Source organism: Caballeronia sp. BCC1704 (assembly GCF_902833455.1).
Lineage (GTDB): Bacteria > Pseudomonadota > Gammaproteobacteria > Burkholderiales > Burkholderiaceae > Caballeronia.
This window is the reverse complement of record NZ_CADFFT010000002.1, coordinates 599,441-621,467: the sequence shown is the minus strand read 5'-3', so window position 1 is coordinate 621,467 and position 22,027 is coordinate 599,441. Positions and strand designations below refer to the sequence as shown.

The 22,027-nt window shown below is 64.8% G+C and carries 19 protein-coding genes; 7 read left to right on the top strand and 12 right to left on the bottom strand.

The features are described from left to right. Positions 1-40: 40 nt before the first annotated feature. Both hutI and hutU read right to left on the bottom strand, forming a co-directional pair. Complete coding sequence (gene hutI / locus HWX53_RS12455) at positions 41-1,261, bottom strand: imidazolonepropionase (protein WP_175941170.1); 1,221 nt, start codon at positions 1,259-1,261, stop codon at positions 41-43. After that, positions 1,258-2,931 (bottom strand): urocanate hydratase, encoded by a 1,674-nt coding sequence (hutU, locus tag HWX53_RS12450; protein ID WP_175941168.1) that lies wholly within the window; start codon positions 2,929-2,931, stop codon positions 1,258-1,260. The genes hutI and hutU overlap by 4 nt, the downstream gene beginning before the upstream one ends. A gap of 230 nt (positions 2,932-3,161) precedes the next feature. On the opposite strand from hutU, the gene HWX53_RS12445 reads away from it, so the two are divergent. Then, positions 3,162-3,371, top strand: a complete 210-nt coding sequence (locus HWX53_RS12445; RefSeq protein WP_175941166.1) for a hypothetical protein — start codon at positions 3,162-3,164, stop codon at positions 3,369-3,371. Between the two features lie 33 nt (positions 3,372-3,404). Here HWX53_RS12445 and HWX53_RS12440 read toward each other — a convergent pair whose 3' ends face one another. The 3 genes from HWX53_RS12440 to HWX53_RS12430 form a co-directional block, all read right to left on the bottom strand. Next, positions 3,405-6,374: an EAL domain-containing protein gene (locus tag HWX53_RS12440; protein WP_175941164.1), complete on the bottom strand. Its 2,970-nt coding sequence runs from the start codon at positions 6,372-6,374 to the stop codon at positions 3,405-3,407. Positions 6,375-6,541: 167 nt separating this feature from the next. After that, positions 6,542-7,327 carry a hypothetical protein gene (locus tag HWX53_RS12435; protein WP_175941162.1) on the bottom strand — a complete coding sequence of 262 codons (786 nt, stop codon included), beginning with the start codon at positions 7,325-7,327 and terminating at the stop codon, positions 6,542-6,544. 474 nt (positions 7,328-7,801) lie between these two features. Then, on the bottom strand, positions 7,802-8,224 hold the full coding sequence (locus HWX53_RS12430; protein WP_159834340.1) for a hypothetical protein: 423 nt from the start codon (positions 8,222-8,224) through the stop codon (positions 7,802-7,804). 302 nt (positions 8,225-8,526) lie between these two features. Here HWX53_RS12430 and HWX53_RS12425 point away from each other — a divergent pair, with 302 nt between their 5' ends. Beyond that, positions 8,527-9,765: an EAL domain-containing protein gene (locus tag HWX53_RS12425; RefSeq protein WP_175941160.1), complete on the top strand. Its 1,239-nt coding sequence runs from the start codon at positions 8,527-8,529 to the stop codon at positions 9,763-9,765. Between the two features lie 477 nt (positions 9,766-10,242). Here the strand turns inward: HWX53_RS12425 and pip are convergent, their stop codons facing one another. Next, the gene (gene pip, locus HWX53_RS12420; protein ID WP_175941158.1) at positions 10,243-11,214 is read right to left on the bottom strand and encodes a prolyl aminopeptidase; all 972 of its coding nucleotides are present in this window, start codon (positions 11,212-11,214) and stop codon (positions 10,243-10,245) included. A gap of 137 nt (positions 11,215-11,351) precedes the next feature. On the opposite strand from pip, the gene HWX53_RS12415 reads away from it, so the two are divergent. Continuing rightward, a complete protein-coding gene (locus HWX53_RS12415) occupies positions 11,352-12,065 on the top strand; it encodes a lysophospholipid acyltransferase family protein (RefSeq protein ID WP_175941156.1) in 714 nt (237 codons plus the stop codon). On the opposite strand, the gene HWX53_RS12410 is transcribed toward HWX53_RS12415, so the two are convergent. Both HWX53_RS12410 and pcaQ read right to left on the bottom strand, forming a co-directional pair. Continuing rightward, positions 12,062-12,430 (bottom strand): response regulator, encoded by a 369-nt coding sequence (locus tag HWX53_RS12410; RefSeq protein WP_175941154.1) that lies wholly within the window; start codon positions 12,428-12,430, stop codon positions 12,062-12,064. The two genes, HWX53_RS12415 and HWX53_RS12410, sit on opposite strands and share 4 nt — an antisense overlap. 190 nt (positions 12,431-12,620) lie before the next feature. Continuing rightward, positions 12,621-13,559 carry a pca operon transcription factor PcaQ gene (pcaQ, locus tag HWX53_RS12405; RefSeq protein ID WP_175941152.1) on the bottom strand — a complete coding sequence of 313 codons (939 nt, stop codon included), beginning with the start codon at positions 13,557-13,559 and terminating at the stop codon, positions 12,621-12,623. A gap of 112 nt (positions 13,560-13,671) precedes the next feature. Between pcaQ and pcaH the strand changes: the two genes are divergently transcribed. The 3 genes from pcaH (at position 13,672) to HWX53_RS12390 (ending at position 15,362) form a co-directional block, all read left to right on the top strand. Then, on the top strand, positions 13,672-14,373 hold the full coding sequence (gene pcaH, locus HWX53_RS12400) for a protocatechuate 3,4-dioxygenase subunit beta (protein ID WP_175941150.1): 702 nt from the start codon (positions 13,672-13,674) through the stop codon (positions 14,371-14,373). A gap of 2 nt (positions 14,374-14,375) precedes the next feature. Further along, the gene (gene pcaG, locus HWX53_RS12395) at positions 14,376-14,966 is read left to right on the top strand and encodes a protocatechuate 3,4-dioxygenase subunit alpha (protein ID WP_175941148.1); all 591 of its coding nucleotides are present in this window, start codon (positions 14,376-14,378) and stop codon (positions 14,964-14,966) included. Positions 14,967-15,053: 87 nt separating this feature from the next. After that, positions 15,054-15,362, top strand: a complete 309-nt coding sequence (locus HWX53_RS12390; RefSeq protein WP_175941146.1) for a DUF2288 domain-containing protein — start codon at positions 15,054-15,056, stop codon at positions 15,360-15,362. A gap of 13 nt (positions 15,363-15,375) precedes the next feature. Here HWX53_RS12390 and HWX53_RS12385 read toward each other — a convergent pair whose 3' ends face one another. Continuing rightward, positions 15,376-16,467 carry an AI-2E family transporter gene (locus tag HWX53_RS12385; protein ID WP_175941144.1) on the bottom strand — a complete coding sequence of 364 codons (1,092 nt, stop codon included), beginning with the start codon at positions 16,465-16,467 and terminating at the stop codon, positions 15,376-15,378. Positions 16,468-16,637: 170 nt separating this feature from the next. Between HWX53_RS12385 and HWX53_RS12380 the strand changes: the two genes are divergently transcribed. Then, on the top strand, positions 16,638-17,162 hold the full coding sequence (locus HWX53_RS12380) for an OmpA family protein (RefSeq protein ID WP_175941142.1): 525 nt from the start codon (positions 16,638-16,640) through the stop codon (positions 17,160-17,162). On the opposite strand, the gene HWX53_RS12375 is transcribed toward HWX53_RS12380, so the two are convergent. From HWX53_RS12375 to HWX53_RS12365, 3 genes are read right to left on the bottom strand one after another with little or no spacing between them, the layout of a single operon-like run. Then, entirely contained in the window at positions 17,159-19,153 is a 1,995-nt protein-coding gene (locus HWX53_RS12375; RefSeq protein WP_175941140.1) for an acetyl/propionyl/methylcrotonyl-CoA carboxylase subunit alpha, read from the bottom strand. The two genes, HWX53_RS12380 and HWX53_RS12375, sit on opposite strands and share 4 nt — an antisense overlap. A 15-nt stretch (positions 19,154-19,168) precedes the next feature. Continuing rightward, positions 19,169-20,776: a carboxyl transferase domain-containing protein gene (locus tag HWX53_RS12370; protein WP_175941138.1), complete on the bottom strand. Its 1,608-nt coding sequence runs from the start codon at positions 20,774-20,776 to the stop codon at positions 19,169-19,171. A gap of 11 nt (positions 20,777-20,787) precedes the next feature. Beyond that, positions 20,788-21,969, bottom strand: a complete 1,182-nt coding sequence (locus HWX53_RS12365) for an isovaleryl-CoA dehydrogenase (RefSeq protein WP_175941136.1) — start codon at positions 21,967-21,969, stop codon at positions 20,788-20,790. Between the last annotated feature and the right edge of the window lie 58 nt (positions 21,970-22,027).

Here is a 22,027-nt window from a genome sequence, read left to right as displayed (position 1 = left end):
GGCGCCCCGTCGCAAGTCTCGCAAGTGTCGGGGCGTCGTCTTATGCGGCGAGCGTATCCGAGGCGATCTCCTCGCCTTTTCGAACCACCCGATTCGGCAGCGCGCCGCCGAGCCAGTACGCGAGTTCCGCAGGCCGATTGATGCGCCAAGCCACGAAATCGGCCGCCTTTCCCGCCTCCAGCGAGCCGTGCGTTTCCTTCAGGCCAAGTGCGCGCGCCGCGTGAATCGTGACGCCCGCGAGCGCTTCCTCCGGCGTCAGACGAAATAGCGTGCAGCCCATGTTCAGCATCATGCGCAGCGACAGCGCGGGCGATGTGCCCGGATTCAAATCACTCGCCAGCGCGATCGGCACGCCGTGCCGGCGTAGCGCGTCGACGGGCGGGACTTGCGTTTCGCGCAGCATGTAAAACGCGCCCGGCAGCAGCACGGCGACGGTCCCGGCGTGCGCCATCGCGATAGCGTCGTCCTCCGTCATGTATTCCAGATGGTCCGCCGACAGCGCCTCGTAGCGCGCCGCCAGCGTCGCGCCGCGCAGCGACGACAACTGCTCCGCGTGCAGCTTGACCGGCACGCCGAGGTCGCGCGCCGTCCGGAACACGCGCTCGACTTGCTGCGGCGAAAACGCGAGATGCTCGCAAAAGGCATCGACGGCATCGACGAGCTTTTCATCGACAAGCGCCGGCAGCATCGTTTCACAGACGTAGGCGATGTAGTCGTCCGCGCGGCCCGTGTACTCGGGCGGCAGCGCATGCGCCGCGAGGCATGTCGCGCGCACCGTGAGCGGCAGCGCGCTCGCGAGACGCCGCGCGACGCGCAGCATCTTGCGTTCGTTCGCGAGGTCGAGGCCGTAGCCGGATTTCACTTCGATGGTCGTCACGCCGTCGCGCATCAGAGCCAGCGCGCGAGAGCGGGCCGCGTCGAACAACGCGTCTTCGCTTGCTTCGCGCGTCGCGCGAACCGTGCTCGCGATGCCGCCGCCGCGCGCCGCGATTTCCGCGTACGTCGCGCCTTCGAGACGCGCCTCGAACTCGCCGCTTCGCTCGCCGCCGAAGACGAGGTGCGTATGGCAATCGATCAGCCCGGGCGTCACCCACGCGCCGCCGAGGTCGACTCGCTCGCAGCCGCTATCGCGCGGCGCATCGGCAAGCGGCCCGATCCACTCGATGCGCCCGCCGTCCGTCAAAATCGCCGCGTCCTCGATGGTCGAATACTTGCCGCCTGTCATCGTTGCCGCGTGACAGTGATGCCAGAGCGTGCTCATCGCGAAATCATCGGCAGATCGAGATTCTTCTCGCGCGCGCATTCGATCGCGATGTCATAGCCCGCGTCCGCGTGGCGCATGACGCCGGTCGCCGGATCGTTGTGCAGCACCCGCGCGATGCGCTCGTCGGCTTCGCGGCTGCCGTCGCACACGATCACGACGCCCGCGTGCTGCGAAAAGCCCATGCCGACGCCGCCGCCGTGGTGAATCGACACCCACGTCGCGCCGCTAGCCGTGTTCAGCAGCGCATTGAGCAGCGGCCAGTCGGAGACCGCGTCGGAGCCGTCCTTCATCGCTTCCGTTTCGCGATTCGGACTCGCGACCGACCCCGAATCCAGATGATCCCGCCCGATCACCACCGGGGCCGACAGTTCGCCGTTACGCACCATTTCGTTGAACGCAAGGCCGAGCTTCGCGCGCTGGCCGAGCCCGACCCAGCAAATGCGCGCCGGCAGGCCCTGAAAGCGGATGCGCTCGCGCGCCATGTCGAGCCAGCGATGCAGATGCGCGTCGTCGGCGATCAGCTCTTTCACCTTGGCGTCCGTCTTGTAGATGTCCTCGGGATCGCCCGAGAGCGCGGCCCAGCGGAACGGCCCGACGCCGCGGCAAAACAGCGGCCGGATATATGCGGGCACGAAGCCGGGAAAGTCGAATGCGTTCTCGACGCCTTCTTCCTTCGCCATCTGGCGGATGTTGTTGCCGTAGTCGAACGTCGGCACGCCCTGTTCACGGAACGCGAGCATCGCGCGCACGTGCTCGGCCATCGACTGCTTCGCGGCCTTCACGGTCGCCGCCGGATCGCTCTGCGCGCGGTCGCGGTACTGCGTCCACGTCCAGCCTCGCGGCAGATAGCCGTTCAGCGGATCGTGCGCGCTCGTCTGATCCGTGACGAGGTCCGGCCGCACGCCGCGCCGCACGAGCTCGGGCAGCACGTCGGCGGCATTCGCGCACAACGCGACCGACACCGCGCGGCCCTCCGACGTATAGCGGCCGATTCGCGCGAGCGCATCGTCGAGATCGCTGGCTTGCTCATCGACATAGCGCGTTTTCAGACGGAAGTCGATGCGGCTCTGCTGGCATTCGATATTCAGCGAGCACGCGCCCGCAAGCGTCGCGGCGAGCGGCTGCGCGCCGCCCATGCCGCCGAGTCCCGCCGTGAGCACCCAGCGGCCTTTGAGGTTGCCGCCGTAATGCTGCCGTCCCGCTTCGACGAACGTCTCGTACGTGCCTTGCACGATGCCCTGGCTGCCGATATAGATCCAGCTTCCCGCCGTCATCTGACCGTACATGGCGAGCCCTTTCGCGTCGAGCGCGTTGAAGTGCTCCCAGTTAGCCCAATGCGGCACGAGATTCGAATTGGCGATGAGCACGCGCGGCGCGTTCTTATGCGTGCGAAAGACGCCGACCGGCTTGCCCGACTGGATCAGCAGCGTTTCATCGGATTCGAGGCGCTTGAGCGTCTCGACGATTTTGTCGTAGCAGGCCCAGTCGCGCGCCGCCCGCCCGATGCCGCCATAGACCACAAGTTCGTTCGGATTCTCGGCGACCTCCGGGTCCAGATTGTTCATCAACATGCGCAGCGGCGCTTCGGTCAGCCAGCTTTTGGCGTTGAGCTGGCTACCGCGCGGGGCGCGGATCTGGGTATCGCGGAAACGGGAGGAAGACGTCACGGTGGCTCCTGCGCACGGGCATTGAGTGGTTCACCGCATGTTCTTGTATATACAACTCGCGTTGTATTAGGGATTTCCCGGCCATGACGTAGTGTTTCTCTCGTTGTCTTGTCTAGACAGGAACCGCCCGCTATGCGCACGCCGGGGAGCCGCGCCGACTATTTCGTCCGCGTATTTTGGCCGGTTATGTTTAATGGCTTTCATTAATGCCCGAACGAGACAAACGCGACATGAGCACACTCGAAGCATTTCACGCAGTCGTCACGGACGATAATGCGCCGCAAATCATCCGCGATCACGTTGTCGATGCGCTCCAATATGCGCTCCGAAATCACGCCGGCTATTTCACGCGAAAAGAACTGCAATGGCTCGCGCAATGGGACGACACGCGCATTCCCATTGCGGCGGAAAAGATTCTGAGTGAGATGAAGGCGGCCTGAGCCCGGCCGCCAAAAACGCGCCGCTTAACAATATCAGTGCGTGCTCGCGGCGCGCGTGCGCCGCTCGAAGTCGATGGCAATGGCCTGCGCCGGTTCCGACAGACACTGCACGAAGCTGACGACCTCCGGGTCCTTGACGAAGCTCGCCGCCGAGCGTGCCGCGAGAATGGCCGAACTGTCCTGCGGCCGCGCGACCAGAAAGCCCTGCACGTAATCGACGCCGATTTCCTGCAACGCGCGCAGCGTATCGATATCCTCGACCCACTCCGCCACGCTGCGCATGCCGAGATTGCGCGCCAGCGCGACGATCGCCTCGACGATCGCAATATCCGCCGGATGCTCGCACATCGAACGCACGAATTCGCCGTCGATTTTGAGCGCATCCGCCGAAAGGGACTTCAGGTATTTGAACGACGTATAACCCGCGCCGAAATCGTCGAGCGCGATCTTGCCGCCCATTTCGTGAACGCGTGCAATGAAACGCTGGGTGTTTTCGAGGTCGTGCAGCGCGACGCTCTCGGTAATCTCGAGGCACAGATACTGGACGACCGACTGATGCCGCGCGAAGAGCGCGAAGATGTCCTCCATGAACTGCTCGTCGTTGAGCGAGCCGCCGGACAGGTTCACGCAGATGAACTGCGTGTTCGTCAATTCATGGCGGTGCGTCTCGATCCATTCGAGCAGCGTGGAAATCACCCAGCGGTCGATCGCCGCGATATTGCCCGATTCCTCCGCCGCCACGATGACCTTGCCCGCCGGCAGCGTGGTCCCGTCGGGCGCGCGCATGCGCAGCAGCACTTCGAAGTTCAGCGACTCGTTCGGCGCGCGCAGCGACATGATCGGCTGCATCACGAGGAAAAGGCCGGGCGGCAGCCGATTGCGCCCCAGCGTTTCGACGAGCTTCAGTTCTTCCGCGCGCTCCTCGAACGCCGCCGCGCCCTTGCGATACGTGACCAGATGCGTGTGCGCGACCTTCTTGGCTTCGCGGCACGCGCGGTCAGCGTGCGAAAGCGCGTCCTGCACGCGCACGCCCTGCGAACATTCCACGAGCCCGATCGACGCCTTCACCTGAAACGCGCGATTGCCGACCTGATACGGCGCGTCGCTCAGAATGGAGATGAGCTCGCGGCATTGCGCGATGGCGTCTTCGATCGACGTGTCGTTCATCACGCAGACGAACTCGTCGCCGCCGATGCGTCCGACCGGATAGCTGCGCGCAAAATGCGCCCGCGTGCGCGCGGCGACTTGCCGCAAGACTTCGTCGCCGCTTCGGTGTCCGAAGAGGTCGTTGACGAGCTTGAAGCGGTCGAGATCGACATACGCGAGCGCCCACGGCAGCGATTCCTCGTTCTGCGCAGCGATCGCTTTCTCGACGCCGCGACGGTTCAGCGAGCCGGTGAGCGGATCGTGCTCGGCGAGAAAGCGCAGGCGCTCGACGGCTTTCGAACGTTCGGTCGTGTCCTGCAGTGAACCTTCTATCCAGCCGTTCGAGCGTATGGCCTTCAGCAAGTAGCGGCGCTCGCCGGTGCCGCGTTCCACCGAACCGCTCATTTCCAGTTCGCCGTCGCTGCCCTTCGACGCAAGCGCCTGCAACGCGCCCCACGCGCCCGGCTCGAAATAGTCGTGCCAGTGCCGCTGCTTGTACTCGCCCTTTTGCAAGTCGAGCATGGCGCGCAACGCGGGATTCGTGCGGACGAAGTGACCTTTCTCGTCGAGCGTGAAGAGCCCGATGGGCGTGACTTCATAGGTATTGCGCAATTCCATCTGCGCCTGCCGGCGGACGTCGCGCTCGGCGCGCATCTGCTCGGCAATGGCGAACGCGGCCATCATGCTCGACGACAGCGCGGCCATGACCGTGTTGACGCCGCTCAGGAGTAGCTTCACGCCGAACGCGGCCCCGAGCACCTCCGAGAAGGTCGCGAACAGCACGATGGCAAGCGACGCCACGTACCACAGCACGGTCCGCGAACGCGCCATCCACACGAGGCGCACGAGGAAGAAGACCAGCACGCAGATGCCGAATCCCGCGATGACCCACAGCGTCGGGATGAACAGCGAATAAGGCAACGCCAGCGCCGCGACGAGCAGCACGATGCCCACGTACTGAATGACCCGCAGCAGCCACCGATAACCGACCACGCGTAGCTCGCGACGGAACAACTGCGCAAAGAGCGCGGCGGTGAGCAGATAGTAGGCGGCGAAGGTGATCTGCCGCAGCGGCATCATGAATTCCGACGGCAGCACGCGGCCGAGCCACTGCATGTCCCAGCCCATCGCGTTCGCGCACAGACGGAGATTGCCGACGAGCCATACCGCGAAGATGACGTACGTCCACTCGCGGTTGATGAGCGCCGTGACGAAAACGAAGACGGCGAGCGTCAGAAGGCCGCCCGCGATGAGACCGGAGCTTTCCTGAAAGTCGAGCGCGGAACTGCGCAGGCCCTGCCAGTTCCACGCGAGCGCGTTGATCTGGGCCGGACCGGAGTACGTGCCGCGGCAAAGGATCGTCTCGGGTTGCGTGAGGCGCCCCGCCTGAATGAAGAAGCCGGCCTTCACCGGATGCATCGACCCGCTCGCTGAATCGCGGTCGGCTCGGCCGAGCGGGAGCAAGGTCGCTGCGTCCCAGCAGGCAAGCGTTTGCGCATGACGCGAAGGCAATTCCACCGTGGTCGTCAACTCGCCGCCCATTGGCGGCGCAGTGAACATGAACCAGACGGGCTTTTCGGAAAGATGGGTGCTGTAACGTTGAACGGGCGCGGCGGCGCTCAGCGCAGCGAGCGCCTCGGCGGGTCGCAACTGCTCGCCTTCGTCCGCCACGACGCGCAGTGGCAGCGCAATGGCGCCGCGCGATTCGTACTGGCGCGGCAGAAAATAAAGCGTGGCGATGGTGCCGATCGCAATGAGAAACGGCACCGCGTAGACGGCGACGGCGTACAGCGCGTCGTCGATCCACGAGCCGCTTCGTTTGAATCTCGATAAGGAAGCTGGAATAACCGACGCCATACCTGGACAACCCCCGTTCACGCCGCCAGCGCCCCGTCGCGCCGGTATTGGCGAACAGCGGGACGGCACGCCGTCACCGCTGCCTTTTTGGCCAACCGGACCGCGCCGGGGTCCGGTTAATTACTTTTTACCTTCGTTGGTGCATCCCTGAAAAAACGGCGGTGCCATTAACGGCCATAAGCCATCAACGGCGCCTCCGGGCATCCTACCGTTTCCCAATCAAAAGATAAATCGACAGATTGCAGATCGATGTCCGGATGATGCGTGTTCACCATATAGTTGAACAATGGATGACGCGCTTCTTCCCAACGCTGCCGCGCGACAGCCACTTCTTTCGCCAAGACTCGGTGCGGTAACCCACCGACATGCGACATCGGCAGATATTCATTCGCACCGAAAACATCTCTGAACAACATTGCCTCGTATTCACGGTCGAGCGGCGCGCGCGCGGTAATCACCATCCAGTCGATGTCGTGCAATTCGCAGAACATCCACAACGCCTTGCACAGCGCCACTTTCACGACACGGCCGACCATGCCGCCCGCGACTCCGAGCCGCGTCGCTTCGGCGAGGCGGCTCGTCGCGAGATGATCCGGCAACGTGATCGACTGCTCGACTGCGAGCGGGCCATACGCATTGGTTTGAATGCGCATGGTGCCGAGCGGCGCGCCGTCGAGTTTCGACTCCGCGAGCAGCACAGCCGTGCCGGGATCGCGGTCTGAACGCTCAACCGCCATTTTCTCGGCGAATTCCGGCAAATGCCGCCCATACGCAGAACGTCGGATGCTTACGGCTTTTTGCAGCCCGTCATCGTCGCGGACGATACGAATAGTAAACGGCATGCGCTCGGTTTTCTGAAGCGAGGGCACGACCGTAAGCGTCGGGCGAAGTGCGCTGTCGAATTGATTCGCTTGGTTGACGGCGGCGTGATTGGCAAGATCCAGACGTTCCATTTGTTAAACCCCATTTTTTCTCGGCGATTAGGATGTGCCGCGTCATGAGGGCTGATGGTAGGTAGGACCCTCAATGCGGCGTGTCGAGCCTCTCACGAAGTCAAATAACGGGGTGCGCGCTTGCCGCTGTTCAGGAGCAACTTTCGGGCAACGTCGGTGGAGGAAAACTTCTAAAACGAATTATCAACCGGTAGGCTTCGACGATCGAATAAGCATCTGCCGTACGGGAATAATCGTGCACGAAAATGGTGAACCGAAACGAGGGCAAGCCAGAGACAAAACCCCGCGCGAGAGGCAATTCGAAGAATAGCTGTCAATGCAGAAATAAGACATGACTCTTAAGCGCCTGCAAAATAGAAAACCACTGACGGAAACGTTTGCGTGTCGTATTTGCCACTGGCAAGCGCCGTCAAAAGAAAAACGCGGATGCAGCCGCAGCCGCTATCCGCGTTTGCCGTGCAGGCAGAGCCCGCTTTAGTCTTCTTCGTCGAGCCAGGGAATATCGACGTCTGTAATGAAAGCGACCATCGCGAGCGGCCGGCCTTCCTGTCGCCCGAGATTGCCGTCTGCCCGCTGCCATTCGCACCGGAACACCGTGCCCGGCGTGTCGGCGAGCAGCGTGACGGTGCGGATTTCGTCCGGATCGTTCTCTTCGACGGGGCCGTCGAGCGAGACGAGCAATTGCTGCGGCCAGACGCCGTCGGCGGGATCGTAGATCTTGTCGCCATCGTGGATGACGACGTGCGCCTCGACGCCGATGGTCGCCGATGCCTCGACGATCATCTTGCCGAGCGCGCGCAGCACCGCGGTGGCGCGGCCCGAGTTGGCCTGACGGATCGCCAGATCGCCGCGCGTCAGCGCCTGCTCGAGTTTCGGATTGGTTTTCTGTTGCGCCATCGATGTCTCTCTTGAAGTTCGAATGCAGCGTTCGACGAGCCGCGCGCCAGGTAGTTGCAGCGCGATCGTATCACCGCATCATCAAAGATAGGTCGCGGGACGTGCACCGGCAAATCCGGCGGCGCGCTCAAGTTCGTGTCGGGCACGCCGATAACGTGGGCATCCCATTCGAAGTTTCGTATCGCCGCCGTGCTGCCGTTCTCCGCTCTGTCCGCCGACCCGTGCGCGCCCTCGTCTGCTCTGCCTGACGACCGTTGGCCGGCGCGCGCCTGCCGCGCCTCGCGCGAACGGGTGGAAGACTGATGCGGCGCGCCGAAGTCGTCGACGGCATCACGCTCTCGACGCACGTCCAGCCCATCTTCAGCCTTTCGCATCAACGCGAAATCGGCTATGAGGCGCTACTGCGGGGCAAGAAAGACACGAGCGACGATGAACCGCTGATCGGTCCGTTCGATCTCTTCGGCCGCGCGATCGTGTCGGGCAAGGTCGTCGAGCTGGACCGCCTGAGCCATCTCACGCATCTGCGCAGCGCCGCCGGCTTCTTGCCGAGCGCCCAGTGGCTCTTCGTCAACATGAACCCGGCGACCTTCACCGATGCGGGCTATGCGCGCGAATTCGCGCAGCGCACGCGCGATGCCGGCCTCGCGCCCGAGCAGCTGGTTATCGAAGTGCTGGAGTCGGGCGGCATCGACGTCGAACGCATTGCCGGCGCGACGCGGGCGTTTCGCGCGGAAGGCTTTCTCGTCGCCGTCGATGACTTCGGCGCGGGGCACTCTAACGTCGACCGGCTGCTGACGATGCGCCCGGACATCGTCAAGCTCGATCGCAGTCTCATCCGCGTGCAAAACGCGCAGAAGCGCGCACATCTGAGCGACTGGGTGCTGCCGAAGCTCGTCGATCTGCTGCATCAGTCGGGCATGTTCGTGGTGGCGGAAGGCATCGAGACGCGCGAGGATCTGCTGCTCGCCGCGCGTGCCAACGTCGATTTCGTGCAGGGCTATCTCCTCGGCAAGCCCAGCGAAGGGCTGATGCCGGGCGGCGCGGCCACCGCGTTGATCGAAGAGGCATTCGACACGCTCGCGCAGACACGCCGCACCGAGCGCCTGACGCGCGACCTGTTGCTGATGCCGTATCGCGCCGGGCTCGCGCAGGCGGCGCGACGCCTCGCGGGTGGCGCGAGCGGCGAGTCGGCGTGCGCCGAGATTCTGGCGCTGCCGAGCACCGTGAGCTGTTTCTTTCTCGACGAAGCCGGCCGCGAGTTCATGCCCGCGCTGCCCGGCGTCTGCGCGAAGCGGCGCAGCGAGCGTTTTGCGCCGATTTCGGATCCGTCGCGCGGCCGCTGGGACAATCGCTCGTATTTCGTCGATGCCTGCGCGCAACCGCAGCAGGTCATTACGTCGGCGCCGTATCTCTCCGTGACGGGCACGTCGCTGTGCGTGACGCTCGCTATCGCGACGCGGCGCGGCGAGCGGACCATCGTCGCGGGCGTCGATCTGGACTGGCGTCGGCTCGCGGAAGCGGCGCGCACGCCGTTGCCTTGATGGCTCGTCCGGGCTCGCGATCGTCGTAAGCGCGACGCTCGGCTGGCCAGCGCTCGCCGAAATCGCGCGCACGCCGCTGCCCGATCGCTCGTCCGCACACGCCGGCAGGCAGGTGACGGGCCTCTCCCGCCATCGTCAGAAGAGTCACCCTCGACTGACTAGCGCTGGCGAAGCCGCGCGGACGCCCCCGCGTCGATTGCTCGCCCAGCCACGCTTGCGGGCGGATGACGGGCCGCGCTCGCCATCGTCGCAAGCGCAACTCTCGACCTGGCGACCACTCACCGACACCGCGCGCACGTCGCTGCTTCGATCAGTCGCCTGCGCTGATTACAGGCCGCGTCGACGTTTGCGGCGAGCGGGACTTCGCCACAAGAGTACCCTCGGCCGGCGAGCGCACGCCGCTGCTTCGCTTACTCGCCTGCGCGCGTTCACGGGCCGGTGATGACAGCCGCGCAATCGTCGCAGACGCCCGCCCCCTCACACACCTCGAACCGCCTCCGCAAGCGCCGCCGCGCCCGCCCGCAGCGCCGCCACGTTGCCCGGCTCGAACGTCCAGTGCCCCGCGCCGCTCACGACGGCCAGTTCCGCGCCCGGCCACTGCGCCGCGAGCGCCACCGCCTGATCCGCCGGACAAACCATGTCGAAGCGCCCGTGAACGATTCGGCACGGCAGATGCGCGATGCGCGCGACGCGCGGCAACAGCGGCGTCGGCGGCAATTCCTCCGCCATGTAATGACGCTCGAGCAGCGCCATCGAGACCGCAGCGGCGTTGGCCTCGGCGCTCGGCCGCTTGTCCTCGTCGGCGGGTTCCGTGGCCGGCTTGTTGACGACCGATAGCGTCGTCTCATACAGCGTCCACGCTCGCGCGAGCCGGGCGCCCGCCTCGTCGAAGCGCGCGAGCGGCGCCTCCGTCAGCGTCAGAATCTCCTGCGCGTTCGCCGGGCGCTGGCCGCAGGCGGCTTCGATCGCGTCGAGAAACGCGCGGTGCGCGTCCGGAAACACGCGACGCACGTCCCACAGGAACCAGTCAATATCCTCCTGGCGCGCGAGGAACACGCCGCGCAGCAGGAAGCCCGTACAACGTTCCGGATGCGCGACGCCGTACGCGAGTCCGAGCGTCGTGCCCCACGAACCGCCGAAAAGCGCCCATCGCTCGATGCCGAGCGCGACGCGCAGCTTTTCCATGTCGCCGACGAGCGCGTCGAGGCCGTTGTGTTCGAGCTTGCCGAAAGGCGTCGACTTGCCACAGCCGCGCTGGTCGAAGAACACGACGCGCCACGCGTGAGCGCCGAGCACTTCCGCCCACTTCACGTTCATCGCGCCGCCGGGGCCGCCGTGCACGACGAGCAGCGCGGGCGCATCGCGCGGGCCCTGCGCGCGCCAGTAGATCGAATGTCCGTCGCCGACGTCGAGCATGCCCTCGTCGAAATTCACCGGCACTGCATCCATCGCGTCTTTCCCGAAAGTGTTGAACGGCGACCATTGTTGCATTCGGACGCGAGCCGCGCATGAAAGCTCCCGAAAGAGCGATACGCTATGCTTCTGCCCTTATCGCCTTCCTTCAATCCGATAGCTTCCCACGCCCGATGCGCCGCACTCTCGTCAAGTGGCTATTCGCTACCTATCTGCTCGGCAGCGGCACGCTCTGGTCGATCCTGATCCTGCCGCTCTTCCCGTTCGTCGGCCGAAACGGGCGCTACTGGCTCGCGAAGCTCTGGTGCCGCGCCATGGTCGCGATGATGCGCGTCATCGCCGGCGTGACCTGCTCGGTGGAAGGGCTGGAGCATCTACCGGAAGGACCGTTCATCATCCTGAGCCGGCACGAATCGACGTGGGAGACGCTCGCGTTCATGGCGCTCTTTCCGCGCCGCATCAGCTTCGTCTTCAAACGGGAACTGATGAAGATTCCGTTCTTCGGCTGGGTCTTGCGCGGACTCGACATGGTGAGCCTCGATCGCGGCTCGATCCGGCAGGCGCATCAGGCGGTCACGCGGGAATGCGCGGCGCGGCTGAAAAAGGGCGATGCCGTCGTCATTTTTCCGGAAGGCACGCGCGTTGCCCATGATGCGCCGCTCAAGCTCGCCTCGGGCGGCGTGCGGCTCGCCTGCGCGACGAAAGTGCCCGTGGTGCCGGTCGTGCACGACGCCGGGAAGGTGTGGCCCGCCAAAGGCTGGCCGGACCGCGGCGGGCACATTCGCGTGATCGTCACGCCGCCGCTGCCGCTGGATTGCGAGATTCCGCAGGAGTTGAACCGGCTCGCGCAGCACCAGATGGACGAGGCGCTCGCCGAACTGCGTTAGTAGAGCGGGCGTTTCTTCGCGGCGCACAGCCGATTCACCGCCGAGAGCAGCGTTTCCGTATCCACCGGCTTGCGCAGATAGCCGTCGTAGCTGACGAACGCCGGCGGGTTTGGATGCCCCGAGATCATCAGAAACGGAATGTGCGCGAGCGACGCGTCGTTTTTCATCGTCTGGCAAAGCAGCGCGCCGCCTAAGCCCGGCATCATCCAGTCCGACACGACGATGTCCACCGCCTGCTCGCCGAGGATCGATAACGCCCGGTTGCCGTCGAACGCGCTGAGAACAGTGCAATCCTCGCCCTGCATGCAAAGAGTCCAGGCTTCGATGGTGTTGGGGTCGTCGTCGACGAGAAGTACGGTCTTCATGGTGCGAACGGTGCGGGCACGGGTTGGAGGCGGGAACGAGGGCCGAGCGGCAGCGGGTGGTTGACCGTGAACGTTTGCTTTCGATGCCGCGAGCACGCCATGTCCGCCCTTTCGTCATAGTATTTTGTTCCCGCGAAATTTGCGCGGTAAATGCTGCCTGAGCAAACAGCGGGCCGCGCGCGGGCGTCGGTCATTTGCTCGCTGCGCGCGAGCGTCCCGCCTCGCGGATGGCATCCACGAGCGATTCCTCCACCGCCGTGCGCGCGGCGTCGTTGCGGCGAATGAGCCCGATGGGCTCGTCGGTGCCGGCGAACGGCATCGGCAACGCGACGAGCAGCCCGAGCGCGATGTCGTGCTCGACCGCGCCGGCAGGCACGAACCACACCGCGTCGTTATGAAGCGCGAGCGAGCGTCCGAGCGAAACCGACAGCGTTTCGACGAGCGCCGTGAGCGCATGCGCGCCGAACGCGGTCAGCATGCTCTCGGCGGACTGCCGGATGAGCGTGCCGAACGGCGGCACGACAATGGCGAAGCGCGTGAGCAGCGCCGGCGTGAGCGGCGTTTCGAACGCGAGCGGATGATCGCGCCGCACCGCCACCGCGAGCGGCTCGCGATAAATCTGCTCGAACGACAGCCCGTGCATGGCCTCCGGTTCCGACAGCCGCCCGACCACCAGATCGACTTCGCCGGCCTTCAGACGGTCGAGCAGCGGCGCGTTGGAATCCGTCTGCACGCTCAGCGAGACCGCCGGCCATTGCTGCCGGAAGGCCGCGAACGCGGGCGGCAGCAGTACGTTCGCGACCGTCGGCAGCGCGCCGATCGACACGGCGCCCGGCACGTCCCCGCGCTCCCGCAGCAGCATGTCGACGCCCTCGCGCAGCGTTGCGACGCACGCGCTCGCGTGCGGCGCGAAGAGCCGCCCCTCGCGCGTGGGCACCGCGCCGCGCCGTCCGCGTTCGAAGAGCCGCACGCCTAGAATGGATTCGAGTTCGCCGATCGTTTTCGACACGGCCGGCTGCGTGATCGACAGGCTATCGGCCGCGCGCTGCACGCTGCCGAGTTGCGTCACGGCCAGGAAGCACTGCAAGTGTCGGAACTTGACGCGCGTGTTGGTGAAGTCCGTATCCATGAAGAGCCGTTATGGTTCGCCGCATAAAACGTCATTTTCCATAACTCGGCGTGTTCGTTAAAGTAGTCGCCAGAAATATCCTATTCACGTCACAACATCAGGAGACAGTGACATGACGTCCCCCATTCTCACGCCGCGCGACTGGGAATCGCATCCGCCCTACCTGTCGCCGGGCTACCGGTCGTCGGTGTCGCGCAGTCCTTCGCTGCCGCTCATCCCGCTCAAGGAGAACCTGCGCAACCGCCGCGTGCCCGTGTACGGCGCGGACGATCTCGGCATGTACGACAACGACCTCACCCGCAATGCGGCGAAGAACGGCGCGCCGCTCGGCGAGCGCATCATCGTGACTGGCCGCGTGCTCGACGAAGGCGGTCGCCCCGTGCGCAACACGCTCGTCGAAGTGTGGCAGGCGAATGCCGCCGGGCGCTACGTGCACAAGGCGGATCAGCATGACGCCCCGCTCGACCCGAACTTCCTCGGCGCGGGCCGCTGCCTGACCGACGATCAGGGCCGCTACCGCTTCATGACCATCAAGCCGGGCGCGTATCCGTGGGGCAACCATCCGAACGCATGGCGGCCGAATCACATTCACTTCTCGCTCTTCGGCGAATACTTCGGCTCGCGCCTCGTCACCCAGATGTACTTCCCCGGCGATCCGCTGCTCGAACTCGATCCGATTTTCCAGGGCATTCCGGAGCATGCGCGGCATCGGCTGGTTTCGCGCTTCTCCATCGACACGACGCAAGAAAACTACGCGCTCGGCTACGAATTCGACATCGTGCTGCGCGGCCCGGACGAGACCCCGACGGAGTGATCATGACGACCCTCAAGCAAACGCCCTCCCAGACCGTCGGACCGTATTTCGCGTACGGCCTCGTGCCGGAGCAGTACAACTTCGACCTCAAGAGCCTGTTCACCGCTTCGGCGGCGGACCGCGAAGTGCCGGGCGAGCACATCGCCGTGGTCGGCAACGTGTTCGACGCGGAAGGCAAGCCGATCGGCGACGCGCTGATCGAAGTCGCGCAGGCCGATGCGAACGGCCGCTACGTGCAGAGCGTGGAAGAAGCGCGCGCGTCGGGCTTTCGCGGCTTCGCGCGCGTCGGCACGGGCACGGACCCGAAGTTGCGCTTTATCGTCGATACGGTGAAGCCCGGCGCGACCGACGACGATTCCGCGCCGCACCTCGACGTGATCCTGTTGATGCGCGGCATGCTGCTGCATTCGTACACGCGCATCTATTTCGACGACGAAACCGAAGCGAACGCCAAGGACACCGTGCTGCAAAGCGTGCCGGCCGAGCGCCGCCACACGCTCATCGCGAAGCGCGAGCCGGGCACGTCCTCGACCATCTACCGCTTCGACATCTATCTGCGCGGACCGAACGAGACGGTGTTCTTCGATCTGTAATCGCTGCTCGTCGCGCAACGCGGCAAAGAAGGCGTCCGGCACTGCGCTATAGTGTCGGACGCCTTTCGTTTTTATCGCATTCCCGCCATGACCGACGCCGCCAATCCCAGCCCGCTCTATGTGAAGCTCCTCGCCGAAACCGCGCAGATCGGCTGGTCGGAACTCGAACGCTTCTTCGCGAAGGGCGTGCTGATCTGGGTGAAGCGCGATCTCGATCTCGTCAGCGTGGCCGAAGCCGTCGCCAGCGACGACACGCAGCAGGTCACGCAATGGCTTTCGGCGGGGCTCGTCGAGCGCGTGCAGGTCGAAACGGCCGCCGATCTTGCGGCGCGCGATCCCGAGTTGTGGGCCGTGGTCGTGTCGCCGTGGGTGTGCGTGCAGGAACGCGGCGACTGACCGAACGCACGCGTCAGGCGCGAACCCAGTCGGTCCACAGCACGACGAGAATCGTCATCAGCGCCGGACCGATGAAGAGCCCGAGCAGCCCGAACGTCTCCGCGCCGCCCAGAATGCCGAACAGCACGAGCAGAAACGGCAGGCGCGTCGAACCGCCGATCAGCACCGGCCGCACGAAGTGCTCCGAGACGAACACCACGACGAGCCCGAAGATCGCCACGCCCGCCGCCGCGATCATCGAGCCTTGGGCCAGCAGCCACAGCGCGGAGCCGAGAAAGACGATCGGCGCGCAGAACGGCAGCATCGCGGCGACCGCAGTCAGCATGCCGAGTAGCGTCGCGTGCGGCACGCCCGTCACGGCGTAGGCAATGCCGAGCAACGCGCCCTCACCCAATCCCACGACGACCAGTCCGACGACCGTGCTGCGCACCGAATCGGCCATGCGCTGCAACAGCGCCGCGCCGTCCGCGCCGAGCGCGCGCCGCGAGCCCGCGATCAGTTGCCTGCCGAGCTTCGCGCCCGCCTGAAAGATGAAGAAGAGCGTCATCAGCATGAAGCCGAAGATCACGAGGCCATGCACGACGCGGCTGCCGAAATGCCGCGTCATCGCCACGAACGTCGCGCTGTGCAGGTTCTTGACGGCCGGCGACGATTCGAGCGGCGTCGCAAGATTGGCCTGCCACCAGTGCGCGATCTGCTGCCCGCCGGTCGGCAGTCGCTCTATAAATGCGGGCATCGGAATGCCGGTGCGCAGAATCTCATGGAACCATTGCAGCATGTCGTGCGCTTCGTCCGCGGTCTGCGCCGCAACGACGGCGAACGGCACCACGAAGAGCAAGCCGACCGCGAGGGTCAGGAGCACTGCGAGCAGCGTTTGACGCTGCCGGAAGATCGGACGCCGCTCCAGCCAGCCGAACGCCGGCCACAACGCAATGGCGATCACGACGGCCCAGACGACTGCGGGAATGAAGGTGCGCGCGGTATAAGCCGCAACCAGCACGAGAACGGTATAGAGCACCGCCGATGCCGCGCGCTGCATCCTGCGCGTGCGCTCGGCCGCTTCCGCCGCGTTGGGCGTGGTCTCGGTGCGCGATGAAATCGCCATGAAAGGGAGCCTCTGAGGGAATCGACGACAAGCGAAAGCGATAGAGCCGGGTGCATTGTAGCCGCACGATTCGTTCCACTTCGCAGCAACGATTGATGCAACGTTCTTTACAAAACTGTGCTCAGTCGTCCCTATAATCGCGGCTCGGGCATTAACGCAGGAAACTCGGAATGGTCGGCAAAGGCTTACTGGCGGTAGCAGCATGCGCGTCGCTCGCGTTGTTGACGGGCTGCGGGACCAAGCTGGACCGCTCGACGGAAGAGCGTCTGAATGCGCAGTACGGCATCTCGATGCAGCAGGTGAACGGCGGCGTGGAGATGCGGCTTCCCGAAGTCGCGCTTTTCGATACCGACGAAGCGGAGATTCGCCGCGGCAGTCTGCCGGCGCTGGACCGCGCGGCAACGGTGCTCAAGCGCAGCATGCGGCCCGTGCTGATCGAAGGCCACACGGATAACGACGGCACGCTCGCCTATAACAAGACGCTTTCGCAGGCGCGCGCTGAAGCGGTCGCGCGCGCGTTGATCGCGCGGGGCGTGCCGGCCGAGCGCCTCACGACCAAAGGCATGGCGTATCTGCGGCCCATCGCCAGCAACGACACGCCGCAAGGCCGCGCGATGAACCGGCGCGTCGAGATACTCGTGCGGGCGGAGAGCGAAGAAACGCTGCTCGGCCGCCCGCCGAAGAAGAAGCGCTAGGCCGGCTGCGCTTCCAGCACAAGCAGTTGCGAGCCGTCGGCGACCTGATCGCCGACATCGAAGAGAATCTCTCCGATCTTGCCCGCCGTCGGCGCGACGATGGTGTGCTCCATCTTCATCGCTTCCATGACGATCAGCGGCGCGCCTTTCTCCACCGACGCGCCCGCTTCCACCAACACGGCAATCACCTTGCCCGGCATCGGCGCGGTCAGACGCCCTTCGTGCTCGGCATCGCCTGCGTGCGCCATCAGGTTCTGCCATTCGAACGCGAACGCCGCGCCTTCGTAGAAGACGTGGAACGTGTCGCCGTCCGTGAAGACGTGACCTTTGATGAGCGCATCGTCGAGTTGAACCGTGAACGACGTTTCTCCGCGATGCGACCAGTCGAAGCGCGCGGTTTTCTCGTCCCATTGCAGGCGCTTTTCACGATCTTTCGTGAAGACGACCTTCAGCGCCTCGTCCGTGTCGACCGCGCGCCAGTTCAGGTCCTGACTGTAGCCTCCCGCCATGCGCCAGTGCGAAAGCGCGTCCCACGGCGAATGGCCGTGCGCTTCGCCGCCCTCGCGCGTGAGCAACGCGGCGCACGCAAGCGCGAGCGCCTTGCCGCGCGATACCGGCGACGGCGCAAAGAGCGCATCGCGATGACGCTCGATGAGACCCGTATCCAGTTCGCCTTGCGAGAACGGCTCGCTCTTCACGATCCGTTGCAGGAACTCGACGTTCGTCTGCAATCCGACGATCTCGCACTGCGCGAGCGCGCGCGCCATGCGAGCGAGCGCATCGCGGCGGTCGCGGCCATGCACGATCAGCTTCGCGATCATCGGGTCGTAGAACGGCGTGATGGCGTCGCCTTCGCGCACGCCGCTGTCGATGCGCACGTTGCCATCGAGCGTGAATTCGACCGCTTCCGGCAGCGCCAGATGCTTGAGCGTGCCCGTCGACGGCAAGAAGCCGCGCGACGGATTCTCGGCGTAGATGCGCGCTTCGATTGCGTGACCGTTCACGCGCAACTCGTCCTGCTTCAGCGGCAGCGGCTCGCCCGCCGCCACGCGCAATTGCCATTCGACGAGATCGAGCCCCGTCACCATTTCCGTCACCGGATGCTCGACTTGCAGCCGCGTGTTCATCTCCATGAAATAAAACTGGCCGTCCTGCGTCATGATGAACTCGACCGTGCCCGCGCCGACGTAATTCACGGCGCGCGCAGCGGCAACGGCGGCTTCGCCCATCGCGCGGCGCGTTTCATCGGAGAGGCCGGGCGCGGGCGCTTCTTCCAGCACCTTTTGATGACGCCGCTGCACCGAGCAATCGCGATCGAACAGATACACCGCGTTGCCGTGCGTGTCCGCGAAGACCTGCACTTCGACGTGTCGCGGGCGCAGCAGATACTTCTCGATCAGCACGCGATCGTTGCCGAAGCTCGACGCCGCCTCGCGCTTGCACGACGCGAGCGCCTGCATGAAGTCTTCGCTGCGCTCCACCACGCGCATGCCTTTGCCGCCGCCGCCCGCGCTCGCCTTCAGCAGCACCGGATAACCGATGCGGTCCGCTTCGCGTTGCAGCAGCGCCGCGTCCTGATCGTCGCCGTGATAGCCGGGCACGAGCGGCACCGATGCCGATTGCATCAGCGCCTTCGCCGCGGCTTTCGAACCCATCGCGCGAATCGCTTCCACAGGCGGTCCGATGAACACGATGCCCGCCTGTTCGCAGGCATTGGCAAATTCTTCGTTCTCCGAAAGAAAGCCGTAGCCGGGATGAACGGCCTGCGCGCCGGTCGCTTTCGCGGCTTCGACAATGCGCTCGATGCGCAAATAGCTCTCCGACGCAGCCGATCCGCCGACGCGCACCGCTTCATCGCAGACATCGACGTGCTTGGCTTTCGCGTCCGCATCCGAATACACGGCGACGCTCGCCACATTCAGGCGCCTGGCCGTCGCCGCCACGCGGCATGCAATTTCGCCGCGGTTCGCAATCAGTATCTTGTTGAACATGGGCATCACATCCGGTTACATGCGGAACACGCCGAAGCGCGTGTCTTCGATAGGCGCGTTCATCGTCGCCGCGAGTCCGAGGCCGAGCACGTCGCGGGTTTGCGCCGGATCGATCACGCCGTCGTCCCACAAACGCGCGCTCGCATAGTACGGATGGCCTTGCACCTCGTACTGCTCGCGAATCGGCGCCTTGAACGCTTCCTCGTCTTCCTTCGACCACGTGCCGCCCTTCTTCTCGATGCCGTCGCGCCGCACGGTCGCCAGCACCGACGCGGCCTGCTCGCCGCCCATCACCGAGATGCGCGCGTTCGGCCACATCCACAGGAAACGCGGCGAATACGCGCGGCCGCACATGCCGTAATTGCCCGCGCCGAACGAGCCGCCGATGATGACCGTGAACTTCGGCACCTTTGCCGTTGCCACCGCCGTGACCATCTTCGCGCCGTTACGCGCGATGCCTTCGTTCTCGTACTTGCGCCCGACCATGAAGCCCGTGATGTTCTGCAAGAAGACGAGCGGAATCTTGCGCTGGCAGCATAGTTCGATAAAGTGCGCGCCCTTCAACGCGGATTCGCTGAATAGAATGCCGTTGTTCGCGACGATACCGACCGGATGCCCCCAGATATGCGCGAAGCCGCAAACGAGCGTGGTCCCGTAACGCGCTTTGAATTCATCGAATGCGGAATCGTCGACGATGCGCGCGATCACTTCGCGCACATCGAAGGGCTTACGCGTATCGACCGGAATCACGCCGTACACGCTCTCCGGCTCATAACGCGGCGGCAGCGGTTCCTTGAGCGCGAGCGTCGGCGCTTTCACGCGATTGAGATTGCCGACGATGCTGCGCGCGATGCCGAGCGCGTGCGCGTCGTTCTGCGCCAGATGATCGACGACGCCCGAGAGCCGCGTGTGAACATCGCCGCCGCCCAGGTCTTCCGCGCTGACTTCCTCGCCCGTTGCTGCTTTGACAAGCGGCGGACCGCCCAGGAAGATCGTGCCCTGATCTTTCACGATGATCGATTCATCGCTCATCGCGGGCACATACGCGCCGCCCGCCGTGCACGATCCCATGACGACCGCGATCTGCGCGATGCCCTGCGCCGACATGTTCGCCTGGTTATAGAAGATGCGGCCGAAGTGATCGCGATCGGGGAAGACGTCGTCCTGATTCGGCAGGTTCGCGCCGCCCGAATCGACGAGATACACGCACGGCAAGCGATTCTGCTCCGCGATTTCCTGCGCGCGCAGATGCTTTTTCACCGTGACCGGATAGTACGTGCCGCCTTTCACGGTCGCGTCGTTGCAGACGATCACGCACTCCTGCCCCGCAATGCGCCCGATACCGGTGATGATGCCCGCGCCCGGCGCTTCGTCGTTGTACATGCCGTACGCCGCGAGCGGCGAGAGTTCGAGAAACGGCGTGCCGGGATCGAGCAACTGCGCGATGCGATCGCGCGGCAGCAGCTTGTTGCGCGACAGATGACGGTCGCGCGCCGCCTGACCGCCGCCTTCCGCGATCTTCGCGACCTTCTCTTTCAGGTCCGCGACGAGTGCTTCGAGCGCGGCCGCGTTGGTGCGAAATTCCTCGCTGCGCGGATTCAGCTTCGATTCGATGATGGTCATGACGCGCGCCCTTATGCCGTCTCTGCGAACAGTTCGCGCCCGATCAGCATGCGGCGGATCTCGCTCGTGCCCGCGCCGATTTCATAGAGCTTGGCATCGCGCCAGAGACGCCCGACCGGATATTCGTTGATATAGCCGTTGCCGCCGAGAATCTGGATTGCTTCGCCGGCCATCCACGTCGCTTTCTCGGCGGTATAAAGAATGACGCCTGCGCAGTCCTTACGCACGTCGCGCACGTGGCCGGAGCCGAGCGTATCGAGCTGGCGGCCCACCGCATACAGATACGCACGGCACGCTTGCAGCGTCGTATAAAGGTCCGCGACCTTGCCCTGAATCAGCTGAAATTCGCCGATGGCCTGCCCGAATTGCTTGCGATCGTGGATATACGGCACCACCGCATCCATGCACGCGAGCATGATGCCGGTCGGACCGCCCGCGAGCACGGCGCGTTCATAGTCGAGACCGCTCATCAGCACCTTCACGCCGCCGTTCAACGCGCCGAGGATGTTTTCTTTCGGCACTTCGACATTTTCAAACACGAGCTCGCCCGTATGCGAGCCGCGCATGCCGAGCTTGTCCAGCTTCTGCGCGACGGAGAAGCCCTTCATGCCCTTCTCGACGATGAACGCCGTAATGCCTCTCGCGCCCGCTTCGATGTCCGTCTTCGCATACACGACGAGCGTGTCGCAGTCCGGGCCGTTGGTGATCCACATCTTCGTGCCGTTCAGCACATAGTGATCGCCCTTTTCGTCGGCGCGCAGCTTCATGCTGACCACATCCGACCCGGCGTTCGGCTCGCTCATCGCCAGCGCGCCCACATGCTCGCCGGATACGAGCTTCGGCAGATATTTGCGCTTCTGCGCTTCCGTGCCGTTGCGATGAATCTGGTTCACGCACAGATTCGAATGCGCGCCGTACGACAGCCCCACCGACGCCGACGCGCGCGAGATCTCCTCCATCGCGACCATGTGCGCGGTGTAGCCCATGTTCGCGCCGCCGTATTCTTCGGAGACCGTCATGCCGAGCACGCCCAGATCGCCGAACTTCTTCCACAGGTCCATCGGGAACTGGTCGGTACGGTCGATTTCCGCGGCGCGCGGCGCAATCTCCTTCGCTGCGAAGTTGACGAGCGTGTCGCGCAACATGTCGATGTCTTCGCCCAGCGCGAAGTTCAGGCCCGGCACGGTGCTCATGGGTGTCTCCTCGATATGCAGTAGGGTTGGCATGCCCAAATTTGAGTTTCGCTCACAA